This window comes from Methanobacterium formicicum DSM 3637 (assembly GCF_000302455.1).
GTDB lineage: Archaea > Methanobacteriota > Methanobacteria > Methanobacteriales > Methanobacteriaceae > Methanobacterium > Methanobacterium formicicum_A.
Genome location: NZ_AMPO01000005.1, coordinates 18,162 through 42,125 on the forward strand (window position 1 = coordinate 18,162; position 23,964 = coordinate 42,125).

Genomic DNA, 23,964 nt, shown 5'->3' on the forward strand with positions numbered 1-23,964 from the left:
GGGGAATGGACATGCCAGAAGATTTGAGTGGATTATCTGATGAAAAATTGGATGAATTAACTAAGAAATGGGAAAAGGAAAAAAAATATTATGATGCTCTGAAGAGTAAAGCTGAAGCAGAGGCAGCTGCAAATCCTTCGGAAATGGAAAATGCAAAAACACTTGCTGAACAGCAAAAAGCAATTGCCGAAGCTCAGAAAGATACTTTAAAAGCAGAATTGCCTGATTTTAGTGCGAAAGGTCCGGAGGGTAAAATAACTGCTACTGATGTAAATATTGAATGTCAGGTACTGGCTTATCGGGCTGTTTCTAAGATTGTGTCTTATATAAGTGAAAAGATCAAAAAGGAACATCCCACGACGAAAAAAGTGGTTATCTGTGATCGTAACGATCTTAACAATTATTTCTCCTATAAAATATTCATAAAACAGTTAGAGCTCTTAAAAACTGAATATGATGGGGCTTTAACTATTGAAGCGGAAGAAGTAAGTAATGGTGCTCGGGCTATTATGGCGGCTGCTTCCTTAACTGGAGTTTCAACAGTTTTAAGTTCAATAGTTGATTTTGCTTCTCTTTTTAGGACAGATGTGGACATCAAGGGAGTGGATGTTGAAATAGTTGAAGAAGCATTGATTGCAGAGTTAGTAAAGGCTTTGAAAGATAAAACCACACCAGAAAAGAAAGAGATAAAACCAATATACCTTCCCTTCAGGATAAATGTTCCTGATAAGTTTCTAACTGAAATATCCAACTTAGATAAATGTAGGGATGAAGCCCTTAAAATAATCGAAGATTGTAAAAAAAATGGAAACTGTCAGGAAGATGTTGACAAGTTAAGTGAGTTAAACGGCCTTTATGATAAAATAAAAAGTGCCTTAGTATCTATTGATGAAAAAACAGGAACTAGTAGACTGGAAAAATTGATAAAGGGCGAAATTTTAAATACGGAACTCCAGCCGGAACATAATGTGAAATCAGAAAATCCAAAAGTGGAAAATCCAGAAAATGAGGAAAATGAGGAAATAGATATGCTTTACGTTAAGGTGGTAAAAGCAGGGGGAAATAACCAAACAAAAAGGAGATTTTGGACAAATGAAATAGCTCACAGTGGTGGTGCTATAGTGGCCTATTTCCTGATGGATAAGAATGGAACAATAAAAGAATCAGAGAATTTATACTATCTTTATCCTTACCAGCGTTTTGATGAGTCCCCTAAACAATTGAACAATTTAAATTAAATACGAGAAAATTTAACTTAATTAATTACATTTATGTACATACATATAATTTAGAAAAATAAGTTTATTATAAAATATCAATTCAAGAAACAATCAAGATTAGATTAGGGAGAACAATTTTCATGGAAAAGTCAAAGAAAGCAATATCTGTCCTCTCCGGAGGTTTGGACTCAACAGTAGCCACTGCCTTGTTTGCTAAAGATTACAATGTGCATGCAATAACCTTTAATTACGGTCAAAGAAGTGCAGAGATGGAAATTAAAGCTTCAAAGGCCATATGTGAAAAATTAGGTATGGAGCACACGGTTATTGAACTGCCATGGCTGGCACAACTCGGGGGGTCAGCATTGACCAGTTCAGAAGAGGAGGTTCCACGGCTTGAAATGGATGAACTGGATGATAAAGAAATTTGTGATGAAAGTGCCCGGAAGGTATGGGTCCCGGGTAGGAATGTTGTTTTTTCATCCATTGCATTATCATTTGCAGAGGCAGAAGGTGCAGAGAAGATAATTGTTGGCTGGGATTTTGAAGAAGCTGCTACATTCCCGGATAATTCCAAGGAATTCCTGGATGCTTTCAACAACCTCCTGAAAATTGGTTCTCTGGATGATATTCAAATAGAAGCCCCTTTGATCCAGATGGATAAAAAAGAAATTGTAAAACTGGGCGATGATATAGGTACACCACTTGATATCAGTTATTCCTGTTACATGGGTGATGAATACCATTGTGGTGTATGTGAATCATGTATGAGACGTAAAAGGGCTTTTGAATTGACTGGTGTTGAAGATAAAACAGAATATAAAAAGTAGCACTTAGTAAATACAGAATCTGGTAAATGATAATTTGATACTGAGTTTTTAGACTTGATGCTGGGTGTAATGCTTGCTACTGAAGCATGGGTTGTTACTAGTTTTCAGGTCTCATATTAAGTTCATTCATGGGTACATTTCATGACTTACTATTTTTAAAAGATATTCATTAGTTTTAGATGAACTTCTTTTAATTTCCAGCTTATCCCCTTGTTCTAGTCCTTCCCATTTGATGAAGTAATGTTCATGAGGTAGGTCCGGTCCTCTACATGTGCAGGGGTATGATTCTACCTGGACCTTGCAGGAAGAGTTCTCTGATTTAAGTTCAAAAACTTCTCCCAATGGTGGAAAAAATGATAATTTATTCTTTAAAATAAATATAAAATCATTACTCGCTTCTTTTGATGATATTTTTCTGGAATACTTGGTTTTTGAACTCATGGAATTTCCCCCTTACTAATGTGTCTTCCATTATTGATATGTCTCCATTACTGAGGTGTCTTTTTCTAAACCCTTAATGCTGTGCCTTTTACCTTATCCTTTATCAGTGTCTTTTACTAATAAGTGGGGTTTTATTAATATAATCACCTACTGTGGTTGTGTCAATATTAATTATATGAATATGGTGCTGCTCTTTGTAATAAAATTTTTATTTGATGATAAATTTAATGTATTTGAGCAAAAAATTTAAACAAGATATATCATATTATTTTTTACCAAAATAAATCTTTTTTATCAAGCTAAATCATGGAGATTTTTTGATGAACAACGAGGACCTAAAAAAGGCCATAGATTTTTACCGTTCTTTGGTTCAAGAGGAAATTGCAAGTGAAAAAATTGTTGATGGCAAACCTATTGGTCCCAGAACGCTCATAAAGAAGGATCATCTTGATTTAAACGATATAATCAATCCTGAAAGGTCTTTTTTAGGTAAAGATGTGACTGGTGATCTTGATTCGGTATACGTTACCACATTTAGGATTGGAAATTTAAAAAAACCAATGTCACTTGCCAAATCGGGTTATGGTACTGATATAATTGCAGGAATAGAAATGGGAGTTAACCTGGTTAAAACTGGTATTATCAAAAATTTTGATGATATCTCTGAGTTTTTAGCCAAGTATAAAGTAGGTATTCTTGATATTTTCAAAGAAGAAGAAATAAAAAATGGAAAAAGACTCGATATTAGAGTTTATGAATGTATTGAGTGCGCAGGGTTACCTAACATAGGAGAACCTATCTGTTACTATGAAACAGGCATGATCATTGGCATATTGGGGGAATTAACTCATAAAGAGGTTTTTGCTGAGGAAATACGATGCTGGACCAGTGGTTATTCGTTCTGTCAATTTGATGTTGAAATAAAAGATTAAAATAGATGAGACTTAGAAGGGGATTTTATCTATTGTAATGGTATGAAATTTATAATGACCATAAGTTATCAGGAGCCATGTCTGTCAGTAACCATGAGTCTATCAGAAATTTTATAGAGATAATTAAATTGTTGAATTTGAGGGTTAGTTATGGTAGAAACTAAAAAAGAGAAATTGGATAATGTTTTGTCATCATTTTTACAGGTAGGTCAAATTAAAGCATGTGCAATTGTTTCAAAAGAAGGCCTCCTCATCAGTTCCAGAACCCCTCCTGATGTTGATGCCCGTATATTTTCAGCACTCTGTTCCACCATACTGGGAGCTGCTGAAGCTGCTTCAACACAAATGAAAACAGGATCTGTGAGTGAAGTTTCTCTTAAAACTGAGAAAGGGAATATAGTTTTAATTCCAGCAGGATCAAAGGCTATTTTAACTACTTTAACTGAGACTGAAGCCCAAATTGGACTTATACTTTATGAGATGGAAGAAAAGGCAAAAGAGGTTGAACAGATACTTCACGGGACTTAAAATTAAATTTTAGTCATTATTTTATAGTTTATTGTATATTGGGTTAACTTATTGGATTAGATATGGTAGATTTGATTTAAATTATAAAATTAGGATAAAATCTTTTTCCAAGAAATTTATTTCCTTAAAAAAAATCGAATTACTTATTCTAAGTTTTTTAGTATTCATTTATAAATAAAAAATAAGGTGATGGTGTTATTTTATAACCATCAAAGTATCTCCTGTACTTACAGTATCTCCTTCATTCACGAAGATCCCTTGAACTATCCCTGATTTAGGGGAGTGGATATCATTTTCCATCTTCATGGCCTCCAGAACTGCAACTACATCACCTTCTGTGACTTTATCTCCTTCTTTGACCTTAAGCTTCAGGATCATTCCCTGCATGGGGGAGGTTACTCCGCCTTCGACTGGGCCGGAGGGCTTAGCTCCTTCCATGGCTTCAATTTCTAGGTATCCTGTTGGAACTACCTTAACCTGGAAACTTTCACCATCCACATCAACCTGGTATTCAGTGGGCATTGCTGATTGAACACTTTCAGGAGCCGCCGATTTTGGTGGTGCCAATGGTTCTTCTTCTGCTTCTCCTTTCAGGAATTTAGGGGCCACAGCAGGGTAAATGGCAAAGGTTAGCACATCTTCTTCTTTGGTGATGATTCCCTTTTCTTCTCCTTCTGTTCTGAATTTTTCCAGTTCCGGCTCTAGTAGATCTGCAGGTCGGCAGGTTATGGGTTCTTCATCTCCAATGATCTTGTGGGCAATCTCCGGGTCAATGGGTGCCGGTGGTCTTCCATAAAATCCTTTAATGTATTCTTTAACTTCTTTAGAAGGATTTTTATATCTTTCTCCACCAAGAACATTCATGACTGCCTGGATACCTACAATTTGACTGGTAGGTGTCACCAGTGGGGGGTAACCCAGGTCTTTTCGCACCCGTGGAACTTCCGATAGAACATCCTCGTAACGGTCCAGTGCATTCTGCTGTTTTAGTTGTGAAACGAAGTTGGAGAGCATTCCTCCAGGGATCTGGTATAGAAGCACATCTGTATCCACGCGTTCGGTGATTGGATCGAGAATACCACTGTATTTTTCCCTTATTTCTTCGAAATACTTTTTAATCTGGTTTAAAAGCTTTAAATCCAGTTCTGTGTCATAGGGTGTTTTTTGTAATGCTGCAACCACACTTTCAGTTGGTGGTTGGGAAGCACCCCATGCTAATGGGGATATGGCAGTGTCTAAAAGATCAACACCTGCCTGGCATGCGGCGTAATAACTCATAGGAGTCATACCGCTGGTACAGTGACAGTGGAGGTTAATCAAAAGATCAGTTTCTTCTTTCAAACTTTTAACCAGTTCATAAGTATCATGAGGTGATATCAGTCCAGCCATATCTTTTATGGTAAGAGAATCACATTCTAATGCTTCTAATTCCTTAGCAAATTCCACATATTTTTCTATAGTATGGTATGGGCTGGTAGTGTAACTGATTGTTCCCTGTACATGGGCTCCCTGTTCTTTTGCAACTTTAATGGACAGTTCCATGTTACGAACGTCGTTCAGGGCATCAAATATTCGGAAAACATCTACACCATTTTCATAGGATTTTTCAACGAATTCGCGCACCACATCATCAGGGTAGTGCTTGTAACCCACCAGATTTTGACCACGTAGGAGCATCTGAAGTGGAGTTTTTTTCACCAGCTCTTTAATGTCCCTTAATCTTTCCCAGGGATCTTCATTCAGGTAGCGGATGCAGGTATCAAAGGTGGCTCCTCCCCAACATTCCAGAGAGAAAAATCCCACCTTATCCATTTCCTCAGCAATAGGGAGCATATCTCTGGTTCTCATCCTTGTAGCTAGGAGTGACTGGTGTGCATCTCTAAAAGCGGTTTCAATTAGCCTTATTTTAGTCATAGTGACCCTCAAATATTGATAAATTTGTTATTAATAGAATCTTAATTTCCTTATATAGATAGTGTAAACTTCCTTATATCCTTACCTTAAAATTTCACCACATGTATCCAGAAGAATAAATGATAATTTAAAAAGGTGGGATTCATTGGGTTTAATCTTTAGTTCCATGAATATTTTTTTAAAAATAGAATAACATCATAAAAACAATTTTTTATGGTTTTTCATTTATATAAAGTTAGTAATTGCTAAATAAATATATTATATAAAATTATGAAAATATTAATTATAATCTAAGTTGAAACCTTTAAATACAATAAAAAATGAATATATAGTTCTCTAATGCATAAATAAGATCAATGAATATAAATTACATGATAAAAATTCGTAATATTGCTTTTTAATAGCAATATTATGTGAAAATATAAAAAATTAATATAATATAGTATTACTAACATGTCTCAAACTTGTTCATAGAACAGAATTAGGGTCTTGGAATATAATGCTCATGATCATGGGGGTGATTATGATAAACTATCAAAGAGGGGGGGATAACTGCTTTTTTTTTAGATATGAAATTTTGAACTTTAATCAGAAAACTGTTCATAACAGTTTAAGCTTTTAATGGTATTTATTCTGGAATTAAAGATATAAATGCTTTAATTTAAGGATATTCTTTAATTTCAGGATATTAGAGTTTTTAAAATTTAATGATGAGGGGGTGTTGTTAATGGTTCATAACTGGATGAATCTCTTCAGAATAAGTCCAAACAATCAGATCAGTTCAAATCACTTTAGTCCAAATCACTTTAGTCCAAATCACTTTAGTCCAAATCAAATTAGTGCAGGCAATCAATATTTTGGCTTTATCCCACCGTATATAATGGGTGGCCTGGCCAGGGAAGGAATAGAAGAGGCCCGTGTAACCATCCAACAGAGTCGCTTAATTCGGCGAAGCAGATCAAAACGAATGGTGGATATGGAAACATTTTTAGGCACGGCAAAAGAGACTAAAGCCAGTAGAAAAGTATATGATTCAAATAATACCTATGAAAAAAGAGTTAAACTGGTTATGAGTGAAGGAGGATCTCCTTCAACTGATGAATCAGTTAAAAATGCCTATGACTATGTAGGCCAGGTTTTTGATTATTTTCGTGATGTAATGGGCCGTAATTCCATTGACAACCTGGGCATGGATCTGGTGATCAATGTGCATTTCGGTGAAAAGTACCAGAATGCCTTCTGGGATGGGGATGAAATCATCCTGGGGGATGGTGATGGTAAGTTATTTTCTAATTTTTCCAAATCATTGGATGTAATTGCCCATGAACTGGCCCATGGAATAACCCAGTTTTCTGCCAACTTCAAATACAGCGGACAGTCTGGAGCGCTACATGAACATTTTTCTGATGTATTTGGGAGTGCCATAACCCAACATGCTGCCAATCAAAATGCCCACGATGCAGACTGGCTGATCGGTAATGAAATAATGGGGCCTGAGCTTTATGGAGAGTCCATACGTTCTGTGAGTGAACCAGGAACAGCCTATGATAACAGTTTACTGGGAAAGGATCAACAGCCCGACCACATGGATAATTATTACCAGGGATCTGCTGACAATTTTGGTGTTCACGTAAACAGTGGAATACCAAACAAGGCCTTTTATCTGGCATCATTAGAAATTGGCACAGATAAAGCTGCTTTAATCTGGTACCGGGCCCTCCAAAAATTGTGGCCCAATGCAAACTTCAATGATGCAGTTAAGATCATCGTGGAAACCACCAGAGATCTGGTCAAAGATGAGACTGTTCCCCAAGGAGCCACTCAAAAGGTTAGAACGGCATTTAAAGAGGTGGGATTGCCGAAATAGATTAAAATTCAATATTTTAATGCAGTATTAACCGGCAGGGGGGATATTGTTTTGAGAATTGATGTTAAAATTCATGGATGTTAAAATCTAGGGGGGATAAATTCAGGTTTTGTGACTTTTTTATATAAAAATTTCCTCTTAATACTAATTGAAAGGGGCAAAAACTGGATTTTAGATAAAACCAAATAAGGGGGATATTTATGACGGCTAAAAAAGCATTGTGTGTGGGAATAAACAAATTCAAAAATTTACCTTCAGCTGCACTGCAGGGTTGTGTAAATGATGCAGATGACATGGAAAAACTATTAAAAACGTTATTAGGGTTTCAGGCGCAGGATATAGTTAAACTCACTGACAACAAGGCCACCAAGGCTAATATAATTAAAAATCTTAAAGAAATGGTTGAAGGGGCGAAATCTGGGAAATACAGTTACCTGGTATTCAGTATGTCCAGTCACGGTACTCAAGTGCCGGATTTAAGTGGTGATGAACCAGATCGAGCTGATGAAGCATTCTGCCCCCATGATCTGGCTCAAAAAGGGAATGTGTGGGATCCTCAGCACATAATCACCGATGATGAACTCCGCGATCTATTCATACAGCTCCCGGAAAACGTGCTCCTTGAGGTGTATCTGGACACTTGTCACAGTGGAACTGGTCTTAAAGCAATTGACCTTCTCTTAGATCGTAAACCTAGATATTTACCACCACCATCAATGGAAGCATTCCAGGAAGTTGATGGAAAAAGACAACGAGGACTTAACAAAGCACTTTTAGAGAATGGTATAACTCATCATATACTATGGGCAGCATGCCGGGCTGATCAGACCAGTGCTGATGCCAGTATAGGTGGGGGATGGCACGGGGCTTTCACCTACTTCTTCTGTAAGGAAATGAACGCCAGTAAGAACAAACTGGCCAGAAGTGCAGTGCTGGAAAAAGTAAGAGGTGACCTTCAGTCAGGTAATTACACTCAAACGCCTCAATTGGAATGTGAAGCTACGGTTAGGGATAAAAATTGGTTAAAAGAATAAACTATTGATTTTGAAATAAAATCTAGAGATAAAATCATAGTTTACAGAACTTAATTTAAGGATTAACCTGGGGGAATCAAATTGAATGATATAATAATGGCATCAGTTACTCTCAAATCACGGAGTGGTTTGTCTATTCATAAAGATTTGGATAAATTTTCATTTAATAAGTTAGAAGAATTTAGTCCAAAACTTAAAGATGTGAATAAAGTGGCTAAATTACTCACTGGAGCAGGTTTCACCATTGAAGCTCAAACACAGGTTGGAATATCATTTTCAGGACCTAAAAAACTTTTTGAATCAGAATTTGGAGTTTCAATACAAAAAAATGAAATTGTTCAAAAAGAGATGGGTGTAGAGCCTAGAAGAGTGGAATTCTTTGAATCAAAAGAACCAATGATGAGTGACAGGATAGTGGACTTAGCAGAAACAGTACAGATATCAACACCAGGTATCCCATTTCACAATGCTAATCATCCCACTCCCTCACCTGCCTATTACTTTTTGGACTTACTCAATGATCTTCCAGACCGGTTGAACGTTTCAACATTACATTCCGCGGGAATTACTGGTGAGGGGGTTCGTGTTTCTATGATTGATACTGGTTTTGTTACCAGGGTTAATGAAACTCACCAGTCCACTAACAGTAACCAGTTAGATGTGAATCATGATGTGAGAGATGTACAGGGGGTCTGGCTGGCTAGTGATCCAGGACATACTGGTACCAATTACTTTACAGGTGGCAGTTTCAACGGTAAGACCATCAATCTGGGAACTTCACTCCCAACTGCCAATACAGATGTTGAGATAGTTTACAGTTGCATTCATCCTCACTATACATCTCAGGGTTACAATCTTGATGATATACGTGCGGTAGGTGGAACGGATGTTAACACTGATGAATTTGGCCATGGGACTGCAGAAGCAGCAAATATAATGGCTACCGCACCGGAATGCACTCTTTCATTTGTCAAAATAGGTAAAAATATTGACTATCCTCTGGCGGGCTTCCAAGCAGCTGTTCAACATCAGAACCCGGATATTATCACTTGTAGTTGGGGGGCATATGAACCACAGATTTTTTTAGAAATAGTTAATGCAGTAGTTAATGGTATTGTAGTCATTTTTTCAGCAGGAAATGGTCATACTGAGGATCATGGTGTTATAACCCATCCCAACTTGATTTCTGTTGGTGGGGCTTACCCCATCCAGGGAGGAGGATTCCGTGCATCTGATTACTCCAGTAGTTTTGAAAGCGAAATCTACACCAATCCTCAGAGGCATATCCCGGATATAGTTGGTTTGGTAGGTGAACAGCCAATGGCCTGTTTAATAATGTTACCCACAGAACCGAACAACACCATGGATAACATGTACTCAAACTACGGATCGTTTCCAAATGGGGATAACACAGCTAATGATGATGGATGGTGTGTTTGCAGTGGTACTTCTGCTTCTGCTCCTCAAACTGCGGGCATGGTCGCATTGCTTCTCCAGAAGTATCCTAACTTGACGCCCATGGCAGTGAAAAATATTCTGGAAAATTCTGCCAGAGATATCCAAACTGGATCAAGTTGTAATGGTGATAATGCTGCTCCAGGTTGGGATGCAGCAACTGGTTTCGGTCTTATAAATGGTCAAGCAGCAATAGACTATTTGGAAACCGGTAAATTCAATGTATTCATCAGGGACAGAGTTGAAGATAATGGTAATGAACCGGGAATAGATGGTAACCTTTTCAGCAGTCCAGATATCATTGTTCGCAATGAACAGGTTGTTAACCATCAGGATGAACTTGGTCAGACTGTTAAACACCGTTACGACCTGAGTGATGATGCAGAGGATGGGCATGATAATTACATCTATTTACGTGTTCAAAACAGGGGAGAACTTCCAGGAGACTGCACAGCCACAGTATACTTCACTGATCCTGGCATGTTTTCCAATCCAACTAGTTGGACAAAAATTAACAACATTCCCTTGTCAATATCCAATTTAAATCCTGGTGAGTTAAGGGTGGTTGGACCAATAATCTGGCCGGATAATTTAATCCCAGCATCTCCTCAGATTGCTCATTACTGCCTGATTAGTGTTCTAGATAGTTCTTCTGATCCTGCTCCTAATCTAAATTCCATACAATCATACGATGATTTCTGTAGTATGGTACGGGACAAGAACAACATGGCTTGGAAAAACATTGACATCACACCAATGGTACCGGGTGGTTCTCATTCCTACAGCTTCTATATGGAAGGTCCGCAGGGCAAAGGACACCAGGCTGATCTGCAGATGGATTTAAGTAAGTTTCCAGCTGATGCTCCTGTTTTGATTAAAGTATTAAGGCGTTTTACAGACACTTCCACTTCAGAAAACATGTATTTAGATAGTCAGTCAGACCTTTATAACATTTTTAAAATGATGGGAGGTATTGGTAATTTAAAGGGTATGAATTTAAAGTCCAATGAAAAGAGTAAGGTTACAATTATTTACTCTATGCCTGAAAATACACCTGAGGGGGATTATCCAATTATAGCATCTTTACTTGTAGATGGGAATCCTTCTAACAGTTACACTGATGTGGCAAGAATTTCTCACTATCCATTTGTGGGTAATAGAAGCACACGTGAAGTGCATAAAAAGGGTTGTCCATGGGTTGAGAAAATGCGCCCCTACCATCAAGTTCCCATGGGTGATTTAGAACAGGCTCATCGCGGGGGATATGACAATTGTGCGTATTGCATAGGTGGTTCCTGGCGATAGTAAATCGGCGTATCAGGTGGGATTGACATATACAATGTCTTCCACTTATTTTTTAATAAAACAATAAGTATCATTAAAAAAATATTTTAAAATATTAAAATTTTCATCCAAGCAATACTCACTTACAAAAGGTTTTGTTCATGAAACAACCCTTGAGAATCAAAAAATCAAATATAATAATGGCAACTGTTTTCTTGAGATCCAAAACTGGTAGAAGTCTGATTAAAGAGGGTAAAGCAATACAGTATGATGTAACTCCCTACTTGGCCGCACCCGAAACTTATGAAAAGGCTATAAATGAATTTAAAAAATTAGGATTTACCATTGAAGCTAAAGGGATTACTTTATCTATTTCTGGACCATTAAAACTTTTTGAGAAAACTTTTAAAGTTAAAATATATTTGGGGAAACTAGATGATCATGGGCCTAGTCAAAACAGATCAAGTGCTGAAAATCGGACTATTTACCTAAGTTCCAGGCCTTTAATGAAAATTAAAGAGTTAGAAGATGTAGTCGAAGGAGTTTCCCTGACTAAACCTGGTGTTTTGTTTTAAGGAATCCGCTTTAAAATTCAGAAAAATAAAATGAATTAAATATTCATTTTGTACTAACTATGGCAGATTTACCTTTCCCTCTCACCCTTAATGAACTCATCCACCATTTCCACGGCCACATCATCTGTGAACTGCTCAGGTGGGTGTTTCATGGTGTATGCACTGATGGATGTAAGCTGACCACCCACTTTCCTTTCCAGAGCAAGTTTACAGCACCTTACAGCATCAATCACGCATCCTGCGGAGTTGGGTGAGTCTTCCACACTGAGGCGGAGTTCGATGTTCATGGGAACATCTCCAAAGGTTTTACCTTCCATTCTAAGGAAACATAGCTTGTTATCCTTCTGCCAGGGCACGTAATCTGATGGACCAATGTGGATATCATCTGGATCCATCCTTTCTTTTAGGACAGACTGTACTGCTTCGGTTTTTGATTCTTTTTTAGAATCCAACCGGTTACGGTTAAGCATGTTTAAAAAATCAGTGTTTCCACCGGTGTTAAGCTGATAGGTCCGATCCAGTTTGACACCCCTTTCACGGAAGAGGTTGGCCAGTGTTCGGTGGGTGATGGTTGCCCCGATTTGGGCTTTAATATCATCTCCAACCGCAGGGATTCCTTTTTCTTCAAAGCGATCAGACCATTCTGGGTCACTGACAATGAAAACTGGCATGCAGTTTATGAATGCACAACCTGCCTCCAGGGCACATTCTGCATAGAAACGGGCAGCCTTCTCTGATCCCACTGGCAGATAATTCAGGAGGATCTCAGTTTCAGATTCCTGCAGTACTTTAACAATGTCTTCTTTGCTTTTTTCAGACTCTTCTGAAACCACGAAAGCGTGATTTTCAGGATATTCTGCCATATGTGGAGCTACACCATCTAAAATAGAGCCCATTTCTACTTTTACTCCACTGGGTTTAATATCTGGACAGAAAACCGTAGTACAGTTAGGTAGGGCGTAAATAGCTTCGTTTACATCCATTCCAACCTTACGGGCGTCAATATCAAATGCAGCCACTACTTCTATGTCTGATGGTTTGTATCCTCCGATTTCCCAGTGCATCAGGCCTATTGCTTCTTCTGGCTTTTTATCCGCATAGTAATAAATACCCTGGATCAGTGAACTGGCACAATTGCCAATACCAATTATCGCTACCCTTATCTTTTCCAAGTTTAACACCTTCTAAAAAAACATCAATATCACCTTAATAGTGATGTTTGATGTTATGATAAAATCAATACCCTCATTTTATGGTTCATAAGCTTAATTAACTTCTTCTGAGTGTAAAGTTAGCCTAATATACTATTAAATGTTTCGTCCAATCATCTATTAAAAGTTTGTGAAAAGCAGTTTTGATGTTGCTATTTAATAGGAGGTTAATGGCTATAAATTGTTTCTAATGTTATTTTGCCATGGTTTCAAGGGCTAATAATCCCATTGATCCAGCAATAGTTAAACCTATACTCCATATAATAATTCCTATGCTCATCCATAGTATAAGCACGTTTTTCCGTGCACCAAGTGCAATACCCACTGCAGCACCTAAAGGGGCCCCAAAAAGCAGTGGTGATAATAAACCCAATCCTATTACTCCATATTTATTCCATATATTATATAAACGGGTTTCTTTTAAGGATTCTTCATCACCGTATTTCCATTTCAATAAACGGGCCCTTAATTTATCTCCCAAAAGGGCAACACAAACTGCAGCTACTATAGCACCTGCAGCAGCGACAATGGCGATTATTATGGGATTAACATTCATAACCAATCCCATGGGGATACCCAGCCATAGTTCAGCCACACTGGCTACAAAAATTATTAGAATAGATTCCAGATTCATAGAGTAAATTAGTGAGTATTGGTATAAAAAAGTGATTAAAACCCTAGATAAGTCGCCTCAGGATATAATGAAGATTATATAAAAAAATTTTTGTTTGACCCTAAGTCAGGTCCTTATTATTCCTGGCTCAAATTAAAGCGATTGCCAAGTAGGTGTAAATCAACCAAAGGATGATGAACACGGTCATACTAATTAGGGGTAACTTACCAAACTCTGTTTTTGCCAGTTTTGAACCAATATACCAGTTAAAGATTATGAGAACAACCAATAGAATTGTGTTTACAATTCCCTCTATGTTGAATGGATTTTTGTACATTACGTATAACCATACAATGGTGGTGATGGCAATACCTAACCAAATCACTGGTTTAACCATACTGTTAAGCGTAACTGTTAACTGGGTGATTTCTTTGGATTTTCTGGACATTAAGAGCAGGGCAAAGAGGACCAATGTTGATCCAAAGGCTATGATTATTCCTAAAAATTCGAAAAATAGTGTGGGTACTGGTTTTCCAAAGATTTGCTCTTTAAGGAGGGGAATAGTCACCAGAGCTTTCATAGTTTCATCAAGAGGGAATGATTCTTCTTCCCCTATTGCTATGCTGTATTTTCCCTGATTAGCTGTGTTGAAAATTTTTATATAGTAAGTACCTGCGGGTAAATCTGCTTTTGTTTCTGGACCTTTAAGATAATAATCTCCTCCAAATTCCTCAAAATAGGAGTTCCAAGTGGAATTAGTCCCGTCTAAAGTGAGTATAACGTTTCCAGATGAGTCCAGAACTTGTGCTGAAATAAAATCTGGAGGTATTCCTGGACTGGCTGGCACCAGTAAATTCAGATAAAATTTAAATTGATTATCAGACTTTATCTGGTAATAGTTGGATTGTCCCTGTAATTCTCCGTAAAAAGCCTGCGAAACTTCTGGATTTTGTATTACAATAGGATTGTCATTGGAGGCATTATCACCAATAACCAATCGAGGTTGATGGGCACATGCCACAGAAATAGATACCACTAATAAAACAAAAATAACTGCTATCAATCCCAGATTAATATTTGGAACCTTTAACATGTATAATAATTTTATTTATCTCCATATTTTAATATTTTCACAGTGAAGGTAAAAATAATAAAAGGGAGTGAAGCCTCCAGATATTGGAGGTTTTTCCATGGAGGTGGATAAAAAAAAGCGTCTGGAGGCTTCCCTATAACCAATAGGTTATCATGTATTGTAGATATTGTTTTAATTTACACTCTTAGATGTTTTTTTAATTTACACTCTTAAATGGGGTTTTTTTAATCTGATCTTTGTTTTTTAATTTACATCTGGGATGCTTCTTCTGACTTTCATGATACATTCTCCTCACTTATCTTCCCATCCATCAAGTTTATCTTTCGATCAGCCATGTTTGCCACGTATGGCTCATGAGTTACTAAGAGGATGGTTACATTTTCTTTCTGGTGGATTTCACGCAGTATGTTCAGAATTATGTCTCCTGTTTTTGAGTCCAGTGATCCGGTGGGTTCATCCGCCAGTATAATGGATGGATGGTTCATCAGGGCTCGGGCAATGGCCACGCGCTGTCTTTCCCCTCCTGAAAGTTTAGTGGGGATTTGATCCACTTTATTTCCCAGATTTAGAGATTTTAATAGTTTTTTTGCTCTTTGAGCCATCTCTTCATCTGGGACATCGGTTTCCAGCATGGGTATTTGAACATTTTCTGAAACAGTGAGATTGGGTATCAGGTTGTGGAACTGGAATATAAATCCGATCTCTTTTGATCTAAATGAACTGAAGTCTTTCTTTTCCATCAGATTGTGGCCGGCCACAGTGATACTCCCATCATCTGCCCGGTCCAGAGCCCCGATCATGTTGAGAAGAGTAGTTTTCCCTGAGCCTGAGGGGCCCATCAGGGAAACAAACTCTCCTTTTTTGATTTCAAGATCGATCCCATTAAGTGCAGGGGTTTGTCCATCATCAAACATTTTTCTAAGGTTCTGGAGGGTGATTATGTTTTCTTTGGTACTGATCTGATTGTTCATAGTAATCTGATTGTTCATAGTGGTTTGATTATTCATAACGCAACGCCTCGGTTGGTGATAGTCTGGAAGCCCGGTAGGCTGGGTATATTCCTCCAACTATTCCCAGGAAGATAGCCACTGCCAGTGACTCCAAGAATAAACCGGCTGAGAATGCAGGTTCAACACCCATGATGAGATGGGCACTGGATATGATTTCCACTACGCCTACACCAACTATTATTCCCACAACAGCGGCCAGTAATGAGAGAACCACAGATTCTCCTATTATCATGGTTAGAATTCTCTTATTGGTCCATCCAACTGCTTTCAGCACACCTATTTCTCTGGTTCTTTCTACCACTGATTTTACCATGGTAACCACAACCACAATACCACCTATTAACAGGGCCAGAAGGGTGACAGCCCATGCACCCGATTCGATGATTTCCAGCCCGTTGTTCATTCTTTCCATCCCTGAAAGAGAGGTGGAGGTGGAAAGTTCATTGGGATATTTACTCTCAATGGTATCAGCCAGTGTACTGGAACTAGTGCCGTTGGCGGCTTTAACCAGGATCAACGATACCTGGTCAGTATTTCCAGTCAAACTCTGCAGTTTTCCCAGTGACATGGCTATTCCCCGATCATCCTGGAAGTTCCCAGTTTCATAGATTCCAGTGATGGTGAAGGTCTGGTTGGAAAGGGTAATGGTATCTCCCACTGTTTTATTAAGGCTTTGAGCGGCCATTTCTCCGATTATAACTTGATTGTCATTGGAGAATGCTGTACCATTGGTTATCACGATATCATCCAGACCCAAGTTACTGCTGTCAATTCCAATTACACTGTACATCATCCTGAAATTGCCCTGCCCCGGGCCGGTGTTCCCGTTGGAAGATCCACTGGTACTAGTAGTTGTAGTTGTAGTTGTGCTGTTAGTGCTGCTGTTGGTGTCATTTAGATCAACGTTAGTTCTTAAAACCCCTGCAGCAGTTCCAACTCCAGATATCTGCTGGATCTCAGCTACCTTGGTCTGGTTAATTAACTGTTGACCTCCCTGTCCACCAGGAGCACCACCTCCGGAAGCCCCGTCAGGACCTCCACCCCCTCCAGTGGTTCCAGCAATCACTGTGAAATCGGCTGCATCTGCAGTGAGTGCTTGTTGTGTGGAAGCTGCCAGTCCATTTGTTACCAGGCCCAGGCCCAGTATGGTGGCTACTCCTATTGCAATACCCAGAATAGCCAGCAAACTTCTGGTTTTGTTCCTAAAAATGTTTTTGATAATTAAACTTCTAAATTTCATGCCCTATACTCTAAAAAAGACTTTAAAAGTAGTTTTTCCCAATTGACACCCAGGTTATACCAATTCTATTCAGATTTAGCCCGGTTTGCATTATCCATTATTCAGTAGTAGAAAAAAATATCAATAGAATTCAATTAAACAAAACTTCAAAATATAATTTAATGGGATTAAAGCTATTTTTAGAGCTTTTTGGGACATATAATGACATACATTAATTATAAGTTAATAAATCATAATGTGGTAGTAAAATGAGTATTTCCTGGAGAGAGTAAATTTAAGTTCCAGTAGAATTTTCATTGTGAAATTAACTTTTTATTTTTCCACAAGAACTAGTAAAGATTTAATTTCAATACCTTCTTCTTCATTTAAGATTTTTATTATTTCATCTAACTTTTCATCTAATTTTTCATTTTCTATATCTTTAATCTCACCATTGAACTTGGCTAAGTTCACGTGAGGTTCAGGACTCATTTCATAACGAGTTTCACCTTTATAATTAAAACTCCATATAATTCCCCTTTGAACCAGTAGTTTCAGATTTTCATGTACTGTGGAACGGCTTACATTGGGCTGGGTTTCTTTGATTGCCCGGTAAATCTGGTTGAAAGAGGGATGTGTTTTTTCCAGTTCAGTTAATATTCTTATGATCTCCCTTCTCTGGGGGGTGATTTTAATCTTTTCTGCTTTTAATTTCTCTTCCATGGAATACTGTTGGTGGATGAGTAATAAAAAACTATCGGACAAAAACTTATATAGAACCAGGTTCTATATAGAACTAAGTTTATATAAAGTAATTGAAGAAGTGAAGGATGAAAGACTTACAATTTAACGAAATAAATCTCACGAAATAATTAACATCACAATAAAGGGGATAAGTTTAAACAACTCCCTTTTTGATTTAATTTATCAGTCAAATTTAAACTATCAGTCAGATTTAATTCTCAGTCTAAATTTTTAAGTTAACGAGTCTTAAACCTGTTAAAAAAATCCCAAAATTTTGTAAATAGTCCTAAATCTTTGAAGTAAGAATTGGAGGATTTTAAATGGAAAAGAAGAAAAAAATCGCTTGGGGAATTACCGGTGCTGGGGATAAAATACTGGAAACCATGAAGGTCATGGAGAAAATACGACTGGAATTTGAAGACCAGGTAGACATAGAAGTATTTATATCCAAATCTGGAGACCAAGTCGTTAAATATTACGGGATATCCAATGATATAGAAAGTAACTTTGACCGTGTATGGGTTGAAATCAACGCAAACGCACCATTTTTAGCAGGCAATATCCAACTGGGTAAGTATGAATTCATGCTAATTGCACCAGCCACCTCAAACACTGTAGCCAAGATAGCAATGAGAATGGGAGACACTCTCATCTCCAATGCAGCAATAATGGGTCAAAAAGCCGATGTGCCCATTTACATATTACCTTCTGATGTGGAAGAGGGAGTGACCATAACCCAGCTTCCTGATGGGAAGGATCTGAAGATCACCATCCGAAAGGAAGATGTTGAGCACGTGGAAAAACTGGCCAAGATGTACGAAACTTATATTTTAAAAGAACCTCATGAAATGGTGGAAGTGTTCCGGAAGCATTTCCCTGAATAACATATAAACTGTGATCAACGGATTAATCTCTGATCAACTGATTCCTTAACAACTGATTAACCTTTAAAAAGTTGGAATAAGCTAAATTTCAGAATAATGTCAGGTAAAACCATGGAAACAAAGCGTTTAGTTTTCTTAAGTTTAGGTGCTGTTTTACTTGGAGTAGGAGCAGTGGGTGTGGTTCTTCCAGTATTACCCACCACTCCCCTGGTTTTAGCCTCGTTTTTTTGCTTTACCAAAAGTTCCAAAAGAGCAGAAAGATGGATACTCAGTAACCGTTATTTTGGAAGTTACATAGAAAATTACCAGACCAAACAGGGAATACCATTGGATATTAAAATTAAAAGCATTGTTTTTTTATGGGCCACGTTAACAGTATCATGTTACCTTTTCCAGGACAGAAGTTATCTCCTTATCATATTACCCATTGTGGGATTGGCTGTAACCCTGCATATCATTTTACTCAAAACCAAAAAATCAGTTGGGAATCAATACATCCTGAAAACAGATCCTGGGCAGATATAATCTTTAAAAAAAGAATATACCATTGAAATGAATATGATTTTAAATAAAATAGGATCTCCTATACTTGCAACACAGAGATAATACCTTTAAATCAGGAGGGTGTGCGGGCCCCTAAAACACGCCAAAACACGTGCATGGCAATGAATAATATTACTCTTTTTAAATCAAGTTACAATAATGGAATAAATTCCACTATATATTAATAAAAGACTAGCCAACCCAATTGCAACCAGAACAACTTTTTTGAAGGTTTTTTGTGGAATTTTAGTAACAATTTTTTTACCAGTGTACGATCCAAGGACACCAACTACAATCAGGGGTAGAATGTAATAGTAAAACTGCGCATCAAGCAGGTTGCTGGCAAAGTATATGGGGATTCTGGTGGTGTCAATCAACACTGCAATGGCTGATAGCGTGGCAATGTAAGTGATCTTGTCCAGGTCGTATGAAATAAGAAAAGACCCTCTTAAAGGGCCACCTATTCCCATTAAACCCTGCAGGAATCCAGATAAACTTCCCCCAATAATGGTGTTGAGTTGCCCTGCTTTAACCTTAAAATTGGGATGTTTAAGGGAATAAATGGAAAATAAAAGGAGAAATATTCCTAAAAAAGTTGTTAAAATATTTTGGGGGATGTAAATTACAATATAAGCTCCAAGCACAGTTAAAATCACGCTGGGAATTCCGAAAAGTAGTATCAATCTTTTATCCAGACCATGGCGGAAGAAGGTGGTTGCCCCAATGCTACCTGAAAGATGGGTAATGGCCACCAGCACCAGTGCACTTTTAAAGTCAACGAAAATAAGTGCAATGGGTAGGAAAATGGTCGATGTTCCAAATCCGGCCACAGTACCAATAACTATGGAAATAAAAGCAGCGAAAAGAAATAATAACAGTATTACCAATTCACTCATATGATAATTAAATTCGCTATTGTATGAATTATTAATGATTTTGTTTTAGCATAGTCCGATATCGTAGTCCTATTAAAGATTATCACTTTAAAACAAGCATTGGGTTTCACTTTATTCTCAAATCATCAAATTGAACGGATTTTGAGCCTAAAAATGAAAGGTTACTGATCTTTATTCCTATCCCTGATTTTGATAATTACAAGTGCGGTTACTCCAATAATGGCGGCTATAATCAATCCTAATATAATTCCGATTATTACTGCACTCATGCCACTAAATATTGTGGATAAAATGTCCATGATATATAATTTAAATTTATTGTTGAATAAAGTTTCATTCTTATTTAAAAATATCGTAACATTATCCTTCCTGTAACATAAATTATCAGTCATAATAATCCATTTTTTCCCTAATTAACTATCAGTATAATAAGCTGACTCTTGGCAAGGATGTAATCATATTTGCACTTTAATCTATAACTTAATCGCGATGTTATTATAAAGTCTTAATCAAATAGTTTAAGAGAGTCTTAAAACTGGTTTAAAATTGTGGGGGAAAAGATGGATCGACACTATAAAGTAATTTTTGAAGCATTGTTATCGGTTTTGATAATAATTGAACTCTTATTTCTGGTTTTAGTATCCATAGGATTTATTGCAGGTATAAAAACAGGCTCTGTTTATGCTTTTGGTAATTGGGATATAATAATTGGCATCCTTATTTTAATCGATTTTATACTTTTCAGAGTTATAAGGGGGGATAATCAGAATACCTGGGATTTTATTCGAGAAAATTGGGTTTATATAGTTGCCAGTGTTCCGTTATTCTTCATCTGTTTCAATATATTCCATTTAATGAATTTTAAGATATTCATTGGATTAATTGGAATAGTAAGAATTTATGCGCTCTTCAAGGTCCTTCAAATAACCTCAGGAGAGGTCCGTAAATATCCTCAAAAGACTAAATTAGATTACGCCACATTTTTACTGCTGTTGGTCATTATATTCGGGTCATACCTATTTTTTATAGTCGAAAGCGGGGTTAACCCCGAGGTTCCCAGTTATGAAGCTGCAATCTGGTATGCAATTGTTTCCATGACCACTGTAGGTTATGGAGATATAGTTCCAGTTACGTTAATTGGCCATATAATTGGCACAATCCTCATATTAACAGGAATGGGATATCTGAGTTTAGTCACAGCCACTTTAGCTTTTTCTTTCATTGAAATATTCAGAAAAGAAAGTAAAAAAGCATCTAATAAGCTGGGAAAAACTGCAGAAGGGCTTAGGGAAAGTTTTGAAAGTCATGAAGAAAAACTGGATAAAGTCCTGAAAAGAATGGATGAAATCGAGAATAAACTTGATGAAATGGAAAAGAAACCTTAAAAAACCATATCATGCAGTTTAACTATTTATTTTGCATACTTCCTGATATGTCCTGATTTTAAACCTCTTATTTTTTGTATTTTATTTTTAATGACTTCATCTCCTTTTTGCAATCTTTTTTTTAGAAATATTTTTATAGTTATTCTATACATAGAATATAATATGGTTAGAATATCGGACTTGGAAGCATCCATTTTGGGCTTGATTTATGAGGAACCCCAGTACGGTTACCAGCTTGAAAAGACCATTGAAGGATGGGGGATGCGTAATTGGACAACTATAGGATTTTCATCCATTTATTACGTCTTAAAGAAGTTGGAGAAGAAGGAACTGGTCTCATCAAAACTGGAAAAAGTGGAGGGGAAACCATCACGCAAAGTTTTCACCATCACTGACCTTGGAAGGGAAACCATGGCTGGGAAGATCCGTGATCTTCTCTCCTGGAATAAAAAAATAATTTCACCCATTGACCTGGGTCTAGCCTATCTTAATTATCTCCCACCTGAGGAAGTCATAAACTGCCTGGAAAATTATACAGAATCAGCACAGGGAAGGATAAAATTTTTGGAAAGTTCGGTGAAGACTCAGGAAGAATTAGGGGCCCCATATTATGTGGTGGCACTTTTCAGCAGACCACTGGCCACTCTTAAAACAGAAATTGCCTGGGTGGAAGAATTCATTGAAAAAATTAAAAAAGAGGAGAATCTTTGAAAAGAACATCTCCTTAAAATCTTAGATTAATACTTTGAAATCTTAAAATCACGTTATGAGGTGAAATGATGGAAATAAAAGAAAAAAAGATGGAAAAAAGACAGGTAGCATACATAAACTATAAAGGATCCTATGAGGAAGTCCCGGTTCTAATGGGGGAAATTGTGGGTTTTTTAATGGCCAAAGGCCTGCAGATGATGGGGCCACCATTCGGAGTTTACTACAACAGCCCTGAAGAAGTGCCAGTTGAAAAACTGCAGTACGAGGTGGGAATGCCATTTGCAGGAGATGCAAAAGAGGAAGGACGTGTGAAAATCAAAACGGAACCGGAAAAACTGGTTCTTTCAACTGTTTATGAAGGTCCTTATAGTGGATGTGGTATGGCAATTGGTGCACTGGCTGAATACGCCTATAAAAATGGCTATGAAATTATTGGTCCTCCTGTGGAAACCTACATTTCCGATCCTAATGAAACCCCAGAAAACGAGCTTATAACTGAAATGTGTTTTCCCATCTTGAAAAAATAGATTTAATTGAAATAGGAGGATTAACTGTGAACAAATATTTAAAAATAGTTTTATTGGGATTTTTTGTCTGGTTAGTCCCATTTATAGTTTCATTTTTTATGTACCCACTTAAAACCGCAGGAAATCCACTTTTTGAATCAGTAATGCCAGTAATCATTTCCTTGATCACGGTGGTTCTGGCTGGTATTTATCTTAAAAATGCTGACGGGGATCTATTAGGGGAGGGAATCTTGATTGGTGTGGTTTGGTTCTTAATGAGTGTGATCATTGATCTGTTCCTGTTTTTACCTCCCAGTCCTATGCAGATGAGCATAAACGGTTATTTTATGGATATAGGTATCACTTATCTTATAATACCTATCATAACCATTGGAATGGGTTATTTAACTGGAAAAAATGACCTAAATAAAATGTAAACGGAGGAACATTATGCCTAAATTAGACTTAAAAAAGAAAGAAAAGCTGTTTTACTATCCATCCACCAGTGATGTTTCAGTGATAGATCTGCCGGAGATGAAATTTTTAATGATTGATGGGCAGGGAGACCCTAACACCTCTCAGGAGTACCAGGATGCCATGGAAACATTGTTCCCGGTTTCATATAAAACTAAATTCACCAGTAAAAAGGAAAAATCCCAGGATTACGTTGTCATGCCTCTGGAAGGCCTTTGGTGGGTTGAAAACATGGAAGAATTTTCCATTGCTGATAAAAGTTTCTGGAAATGGACGGTGATGATCCGCCAACCCGATTTTATCAATGAAACTCTGATAAACAAGGCTATAGAAGAACTTGAAAAAAAGAAAGATTTACCTTCCTTATCCAAACTACGATTTGAAACTTTCAAAGAGGGGAAAACTGTGCAGATAATGCATATCGGGCCTTATGGTGAAGCCGAAGCCCCAGCAGTTAATAGATTACATGAATACATTGAAAATCAAGGTTACCAGTTAAGGGGAAAACACCACGAAATATACATCAGTGATATGCGCAGAACCAAGCCTGAAAAACTTAGAACAGTCATAAGACAGCCTTTTGAATGATTAGGGT

General features: G+C 37.4%; 25 protein-coding genes. 15 read left to right on the plus strand and 10 right to left on the minus strand.

Annotated features, from left to right (window positions below):
- Positions 1-11 precede the first annotated feature (11 nt).
- Positions 12-1,238 (plus strand): hypothetical protein, encoded by a 1,227-nt coding sequence (locus A994_RS06475; protein ID WP_192812701.1) that lies wholly within the window; start codon positions 12-14, stop codon positions 1,236-1,238.
- A 122-nt stretch (positions 1,239-1,360) separates the two neighbouring features.
- A complete protein-coding gene (queC, locus tag A994_RS06480) occupies positions 1,361-2,050 on the plus strand; it encodes a 7-cyano-7-deazaguanine synthase QueC (protein WP_004030580.1) in 690 nt (229 codons plus the stop codon).
- Positions 2,051-2,176: 126 nt separating this feature from the next.
- Here the strand turns inward: queC and A994_RS06485 are convergent, their stop codons facing one another.
- Positions 2,177-2,491, minus strand: a complete 315-nt coding sequence (locus A994_RS06485) for a hypothetical protein (RefSeq protein ID WP_004030581.1) — start codon at positions 2,489-2,491, stop codon at positions 2,177-2,179.
- 320 nt (positions 2,492-2,811) lie between these two features.
- Here A994_RS06485 and A994_RS06490 point away from each other — a divergent pair, with 320 nt between their 5' ends.
- Both A994_RS06490 and A994_RS06495 read left to right on the plus strand, forming a co-directional pair.
- Complete coding sequence (locus A994_RS06490) at positions 2,812-3,423, plus strand: V4R domain-containing protein (RefSeq protein ID WP_004030582.1); 612 nt, start codon at positions 2,812-2,814, stop codon at positions 3,421-3,423.
- A gap of 150 nt (positions 3,424-3,573) precedes the next feature.
- Positions 3,574-3,951, plus strand: coding sequence for a roadblock/LC7 domain-containing protein (locus A994_RS06495; RefSeq protein ID WP_004030583.1), 378 nt, complete (start codon positions 3,574-3,576; stop codon positions 3,949-3,951).
- Positions 3,952-4,146: 195 nt separating this feature from the next.
- Here A994_RS06495 and oadA read toward each other — a convergent pair whose 3' ends face one another.
- Complete coding sequence (gene oadA, locus A994_RS06500; protein WP_004030584.1) at positions 4,147-5,865, minus strand: sodium-extruding oxaloacetate decarboxylase subunit alpha; 1,719 nt, start codon at positions 5,863-5,865, stop codon at positions 4,147-4,149.
- An 880-nt stretch (positions 5,866-6,745) separates the two neighbouring features.
- Between oadA and A994_RS06505 the strand changes: the two genes are divergently transcribed.
- From A994_RS06505 to A994_RS06520, 4 genes are all read left to right on the plus strand, one after another.
- On the plus strand, positions 6,746-7,732 hold the full coding sequence (locus tag A994_RS06505) for a M4 family metallopeptidase (RefSeq protein ID WP_100222267.1): 987 nt from the start codon (positions 6,746-6,748) through the stop codon (positions 7,730-7,732).
- A 200-nt stretch (positions 7,733-7,932) separates the two neighbouring features.
- Complete coding sequence (locus A994_RS06510) at positions 7,933-8,766, plus strand: caspase family protein (RefSeq protein ID WP_004030587.1); 834 nt, start codon at positions 7,933-7,935, stop codon at positions 8,764-8,766.
- Between the two features lie 81 nt (positions 8,767-8,847).
- Entirely contained in the window at positions 8,848-11,526 is a 2,679-nt protein-coding gene (locus A994_RS12895) for a S8 family serine peptidase (protein WP_004030588.1), read from the plus strand.
- Positions 11,527-11,678: 152 nt separating this feature from the next.
- Entirely contained in the window at positions 11,679-12,080 is a 402-nt protein-coding gene (locus tag A994_RS06520; RefSeq protein ID WP_192812702.1) for a hypothetical protein, read from the plus strand.
- A gap of 68 nt (positions 12,081-12,148) precedes the next feature.
- Here the strand turns inward: A994_RS06520 and A994_RS06525 are convergent, their stop codons facing one another.
- The 6 genes from A994_RS06525 to A994_RS06550 all read right to left on the minus strand — a co-directional run bounded on the left by A994_RS06525 (position 12,149) and on the right by A994_RS06550 (position 17,949).
- Positions 12,149-13,252 carry an inositol-3-phosphate synthase gene (locus A994_RS06525; RefSeq protein WP_004030592.1) on the minus strand — a complete coding sequence of 368 codons (1,104 nt, stop codon included), beginning with the start codon at positions 13,250-13,252 and terminating at the stop codon, positions 12,149-12,151.
- Between the two features lie 232 nt (positions 13,253-13,484).
- Positions 13,485-13,925 carry a small multi-drug export protein gene (locus A994_RS06530; protein ID WP_004030595.1) on the minus strand — a complete coding sequence of 147 codons (441 nt, stop codon included), beginning with the start codon at positions 13,923-13,925 and terminating at the stop codon, positions 13,485-13,487.
- A gap of 127 nt (positions 13,926-14,052) precedes the next feature.
- Positions 14,053-14,997 (minus strand): hypothetical protein, encoded by a 945-nt coding sequence (locus A994_RS06535; RefSeq protein WP_004030596.1) that lies wholly within the window; start codon positions 14,995-14,997, stop codon positions 14,053-14,055.
- A gap of 275 nt (positions 14,998-15,272) precedes the next feature.
- On the minus strand, positions 15,273-15,968 hold the full coding sequence (locus A994_RS06540; RefSeq protein WP_048204139.1) for an ABC transporter ATP-binding protein: 696 nt from the start codon (positions 15,966-15,968) through the stop codon (positions 15,273-15,275).
- A gap of 28 nt (positions 15,969-15,996) precedes the next feature.
- On the minus strand, positions 15,997-17,247 hold the full coding sequence (locus A994_RS06545; protein WP_004030599.1) for an ABC transporter permease: 1,251 nt from the start codon (positions 17,245-17,247) through the stop codon (positions 15,997-15,999).
- Positions 17,248-17,559: 312 nt separating this feature from the next.
- Positions 17,560-17,949: a Fur family transcriptional regulator gene (locus A994_RS06550; RefSeq protein WP_004030600.1), complete on the minus strand. Its 390-nt coding sequence runs from the start codon at positions 17,947-17,949 to the stop codon at positions 17,560-17,562.
- 341 nt (positions 17,950-18,290) lie between these two features.
- Between A994_RS06550 and afpA the strand changes: the two genes are divergently transcribed.
- Positions 18,291-18,854 (plus strand): archaeoflavoprotein AfpA, encoded by a 564-nt coding sequence (afpA, locus tag A994_RS06555; protein ID WP_004030601.1) that lies wholly within the window; start codon positions 18,291-18,293, stop codon positions 18,852-18,854.
- A 96-nt stretch (positions 18,855-18,950) separates the two neighbouring features.
- A complete protein-coding gene (locus tag A994_RS06560; protein ID WP_004030602.1) occupies positions 18,951-19,379 on the plus strand; it encodes a YbaN family protein in 429 nt (142 codons plus the stop codon).
- Between the two features lie 164 nt (positions 19,380-19,543).
- Here A994_RS06560 and A994_RS06565 read toward each other — a convergent pair whose 3' ends face one another.
- Together A994_RS06565 and A994_RS06570 are read right to left on the minus strand one after the other, a co-directional pair.
- Entirely contained in the window at positions 19,544-20,293 is a 750-nt protein-coding gene (locus A994_RS06565; RefSeq protein ID WP_004030603.1) for a sulfite exporter TauE/SafE family protein, read from the minus strand.
- A 161-nt stretch (positions 20,294-20,454) separates the two neighbouring features.
- Positions 20,455-20,685 carry a hypothetical protein gene (locus A994_RS06570; protein ID WP_004030604.1) on the minus strand — a complete coding sequence of 77 codons (231 nt, stop codon included), beginning with the start codon at positions 20,683-20,685 and terminating at the stop codon, positions 20,455-20,457.
- Between the two features lie 168 nt (positions 20,686-20,853).
- On the opposite strand from A994_RS06570, the gene A994_RS06575 reads away from it, so the two are divergent.
- The 5 genes from A994_RS06575 (at position 20,854) to A994_RS06595 (ending at position 23,957) form a co-directional block, all read left to right on the plus strand.
- Positions 20,854-21,678, plus strand: a complete 825-nt coding sequence (locus A994_RS06575; protein WP_004030605.1) for an ion channel — start codon at positions 20,854-20,856, stop codon at positions 21,676-21,678.
- 162 nt (positions 21,679-21,840) lie between these two features.
- Positions 21,841-22,389 (plus strand): PadR family transcriptional regulator, encoded by a 549-nt coding sequence (locus tag A994_RS06580; protein WP_048204127.1) that lies wholly within the window; start codon positions 21,841-21,843, stop codon positions 22,387-22,389.
- Positions 22,390-22,457: 68 nt separating this feature from the next.
- The gene (locus A994_RS06585; RefSeq protein WP_004030607.1) at positions 22,458-22,916 is read left to right on the plus strand and encodes a GyrI-like domain-containing protein; all 459 of its coding nucleotides are present in this window, start codon (positions 22,458-22,460) and stop codon (positions 22,914-22,916) included.
- A gap of 98 nt (positions 22,917-23,014) precedes the next feature.
- Positions 23,015-23,332 carry a hypothetical protein gene (locus A994_RS06590; protein WP_237739710.1) on the plus strand — a complete coding sequence of 106 codons (318 nt, stop codon included), beginning with the start codon at positions 23,015-23,017 and terminating at the stop codon, positions 23,330-23,332.
- 13 nt (positions 23,333-23,345) lie between these two features.
- Complete coding sequence (locus tag A994_RS06595) at positions 23,346-23,957, plus strand: GyrI-like domain-containing protein (protein WP_004030609.1); 612 nt, start codon at positions 23,346-23,348, stop codon at positions 23,955-23,957.
- Positions 23,958-23,964 lie beyond the last annotated feature (7 nt).

What these genes read in the sequence shown, in the direction of transcription:
- A994_RS06510 (WP_004030587.1), top strand. Translation starts at nt 7,933, where the DNA reads ATGACGGCTAAAAAAGCATTGTGTGTGGGAATAAACAAATTCAAAAAT.
- A994_RS06495 (WP_004030583.1), top strand. Translation starts at nt 3,574, where the DNA reads ATGGTAGAAACTAAAAAAGAGAAATTGGATAATGTTTTGTCATCATTT.
- A994_RS06540 (WP_048204139.1), bottom strand. Translation starts at nt 15,968, where the DNA reads ATGAACAATCAGATCAGTACCAAAGAAAACATAATCACCCTCCAGAAC.
- A994_RS06570 (WP_004030604.1), bottom strand. Translation starts at nt 20,685, where the DNA reads ATGACTGATAATTTATGTTACAGGAAGGATAATGTTACGATATTTTTA.
- A994_RS06550 (WP_004030600.1), bottom strand. Translation starts at nt 17,949, where the DNA reads ATGGAAGAGAAATTAAAAGCAGAAAAGATTAAAATCACCCCCCAGAGA.
- A994_RS06560 (WP_004030602.1), top strand. Translation starts at nt 18,951, where the DNA reads ATGTCAGGTAAAACCATGGAAACAAAGCGTTTAGTTTTCTTAAGTTTA.
- A994_RS06490 (WP_004030582.1), top strand. Translation starts at nt 2,812, where the DNA reads ATGAACAACGAGGACCTAAAAAAGGCCATAGATTTTTACCGTTCTTTG.
- A994_RS06575 (WP_004030605.1), top strand. Translation starts at nt 20,854, where the DNA reads ATGGATCGACACTATAAAGTAATTTTTGAAGCATTGTTATCGGTTTTG.
- A994_RS06535 (WP_004030596.1), bottom strand. Translation starts at nt 14,997, where the DNA reads ATGTTAAAGGTTCCAAATATTAATCTGGGATTGATAGCAGTTATTTTT.
- A994_RS06585 (WP_004030607.1), top strand. Translation starts at nt 22,458, where the DNA reads ATGGAAATAAAAGAAAAAAAGATGGAAAAAAGACAGGTAGCATACATA.
- A994_RS06505 (WP_100222267.1), top strand. Translation starts at nt 6,746, where the DNA reads ATGGGTGGCCTGGCCAGGGAAGGAATAGAAGAGGCCCGTGTAACCATC.
- A994_RS06485 (WP_004030581.1), bottom strand. Translation starts at nt 2,491, where the DNA reads ATGAGTTCAAAAACCAAGTATTCCAGAAAAATATCATCAAAAGAAGCG.
- A994_RS06545 (WP_004030599.1), bottom strand. Translation starts at nt 17,247, where the DNA reads ATGAAATTTAGAAGTTTAATTATCAAAAACATTTTTAGGAACAAAACC.
- A994_RS06565 (WP_004030603.1), bottom strand. Translation starts at nt 20,293, where the DNA reads ATGAGTGAATTGGTAATACTGTTATTATTTCTTTTCGCTGCTTTTATT.
- A994_RS06580 (WP_048204127.1), top strand. Translation starts at nt 21,841, where the DNA reads ATGGTTAGAATATCGGACTTGGAAGCATCCATTTTGGGCTTGATTTAT.
- oadA (WP_004030584.1), bottom strand. Translation starts at nt 5,865, where the DNA reads ATGACTAAAATAAGGCTAATTGAAACCGCTTTTAGAGATGCACACCAG.
- queC (WP_004030580.1), top strand. Translation starts at nt 1,361, where the DNA reads ATGGAAAAGTCAAAGAAAGCAATATCTGTCCTCTCCGGAGGTTTGGAC.
- A994_RS06590 (WP_237739710.1), top strand. Translation starts at nt 23,015, where the DNA reads ATGTACCCACTTAAAACCGCAGGAAATCCACTTTTTGAATCAGTAATG.
- A994_RS06530 (WP_004030595.1), bottom strand. Translation starts at nt 13,925, where the DNA reads ATGAATCTGGAATCTATTCTAATAATTTTTGTAGCCAGTGTGGCTGAA.
- afpA (WP_004030601.1), top strand. Translation starts at nt 18,291, where the DNA reads ATGGAAAAGAAGAAAAAAATCGCTTGGGGAATTACCGGTGCTGGGGAT.
- A994_RS06475 (WP_192812701.1), top strand. Translation starts at nt 12, where the DNA reads ATGCCAGAAGATTTGAGTGGATTATCTGATGAAAAATTGGATGAATTA.
- A994_RS06595 (WP_004030609.1), top strand. Translation starts at nt 23,346, where the DNA reads ATGCCTAAATTAGACTTAAAAAAGAAAGAAAAGCTGTTTTACTATCCA.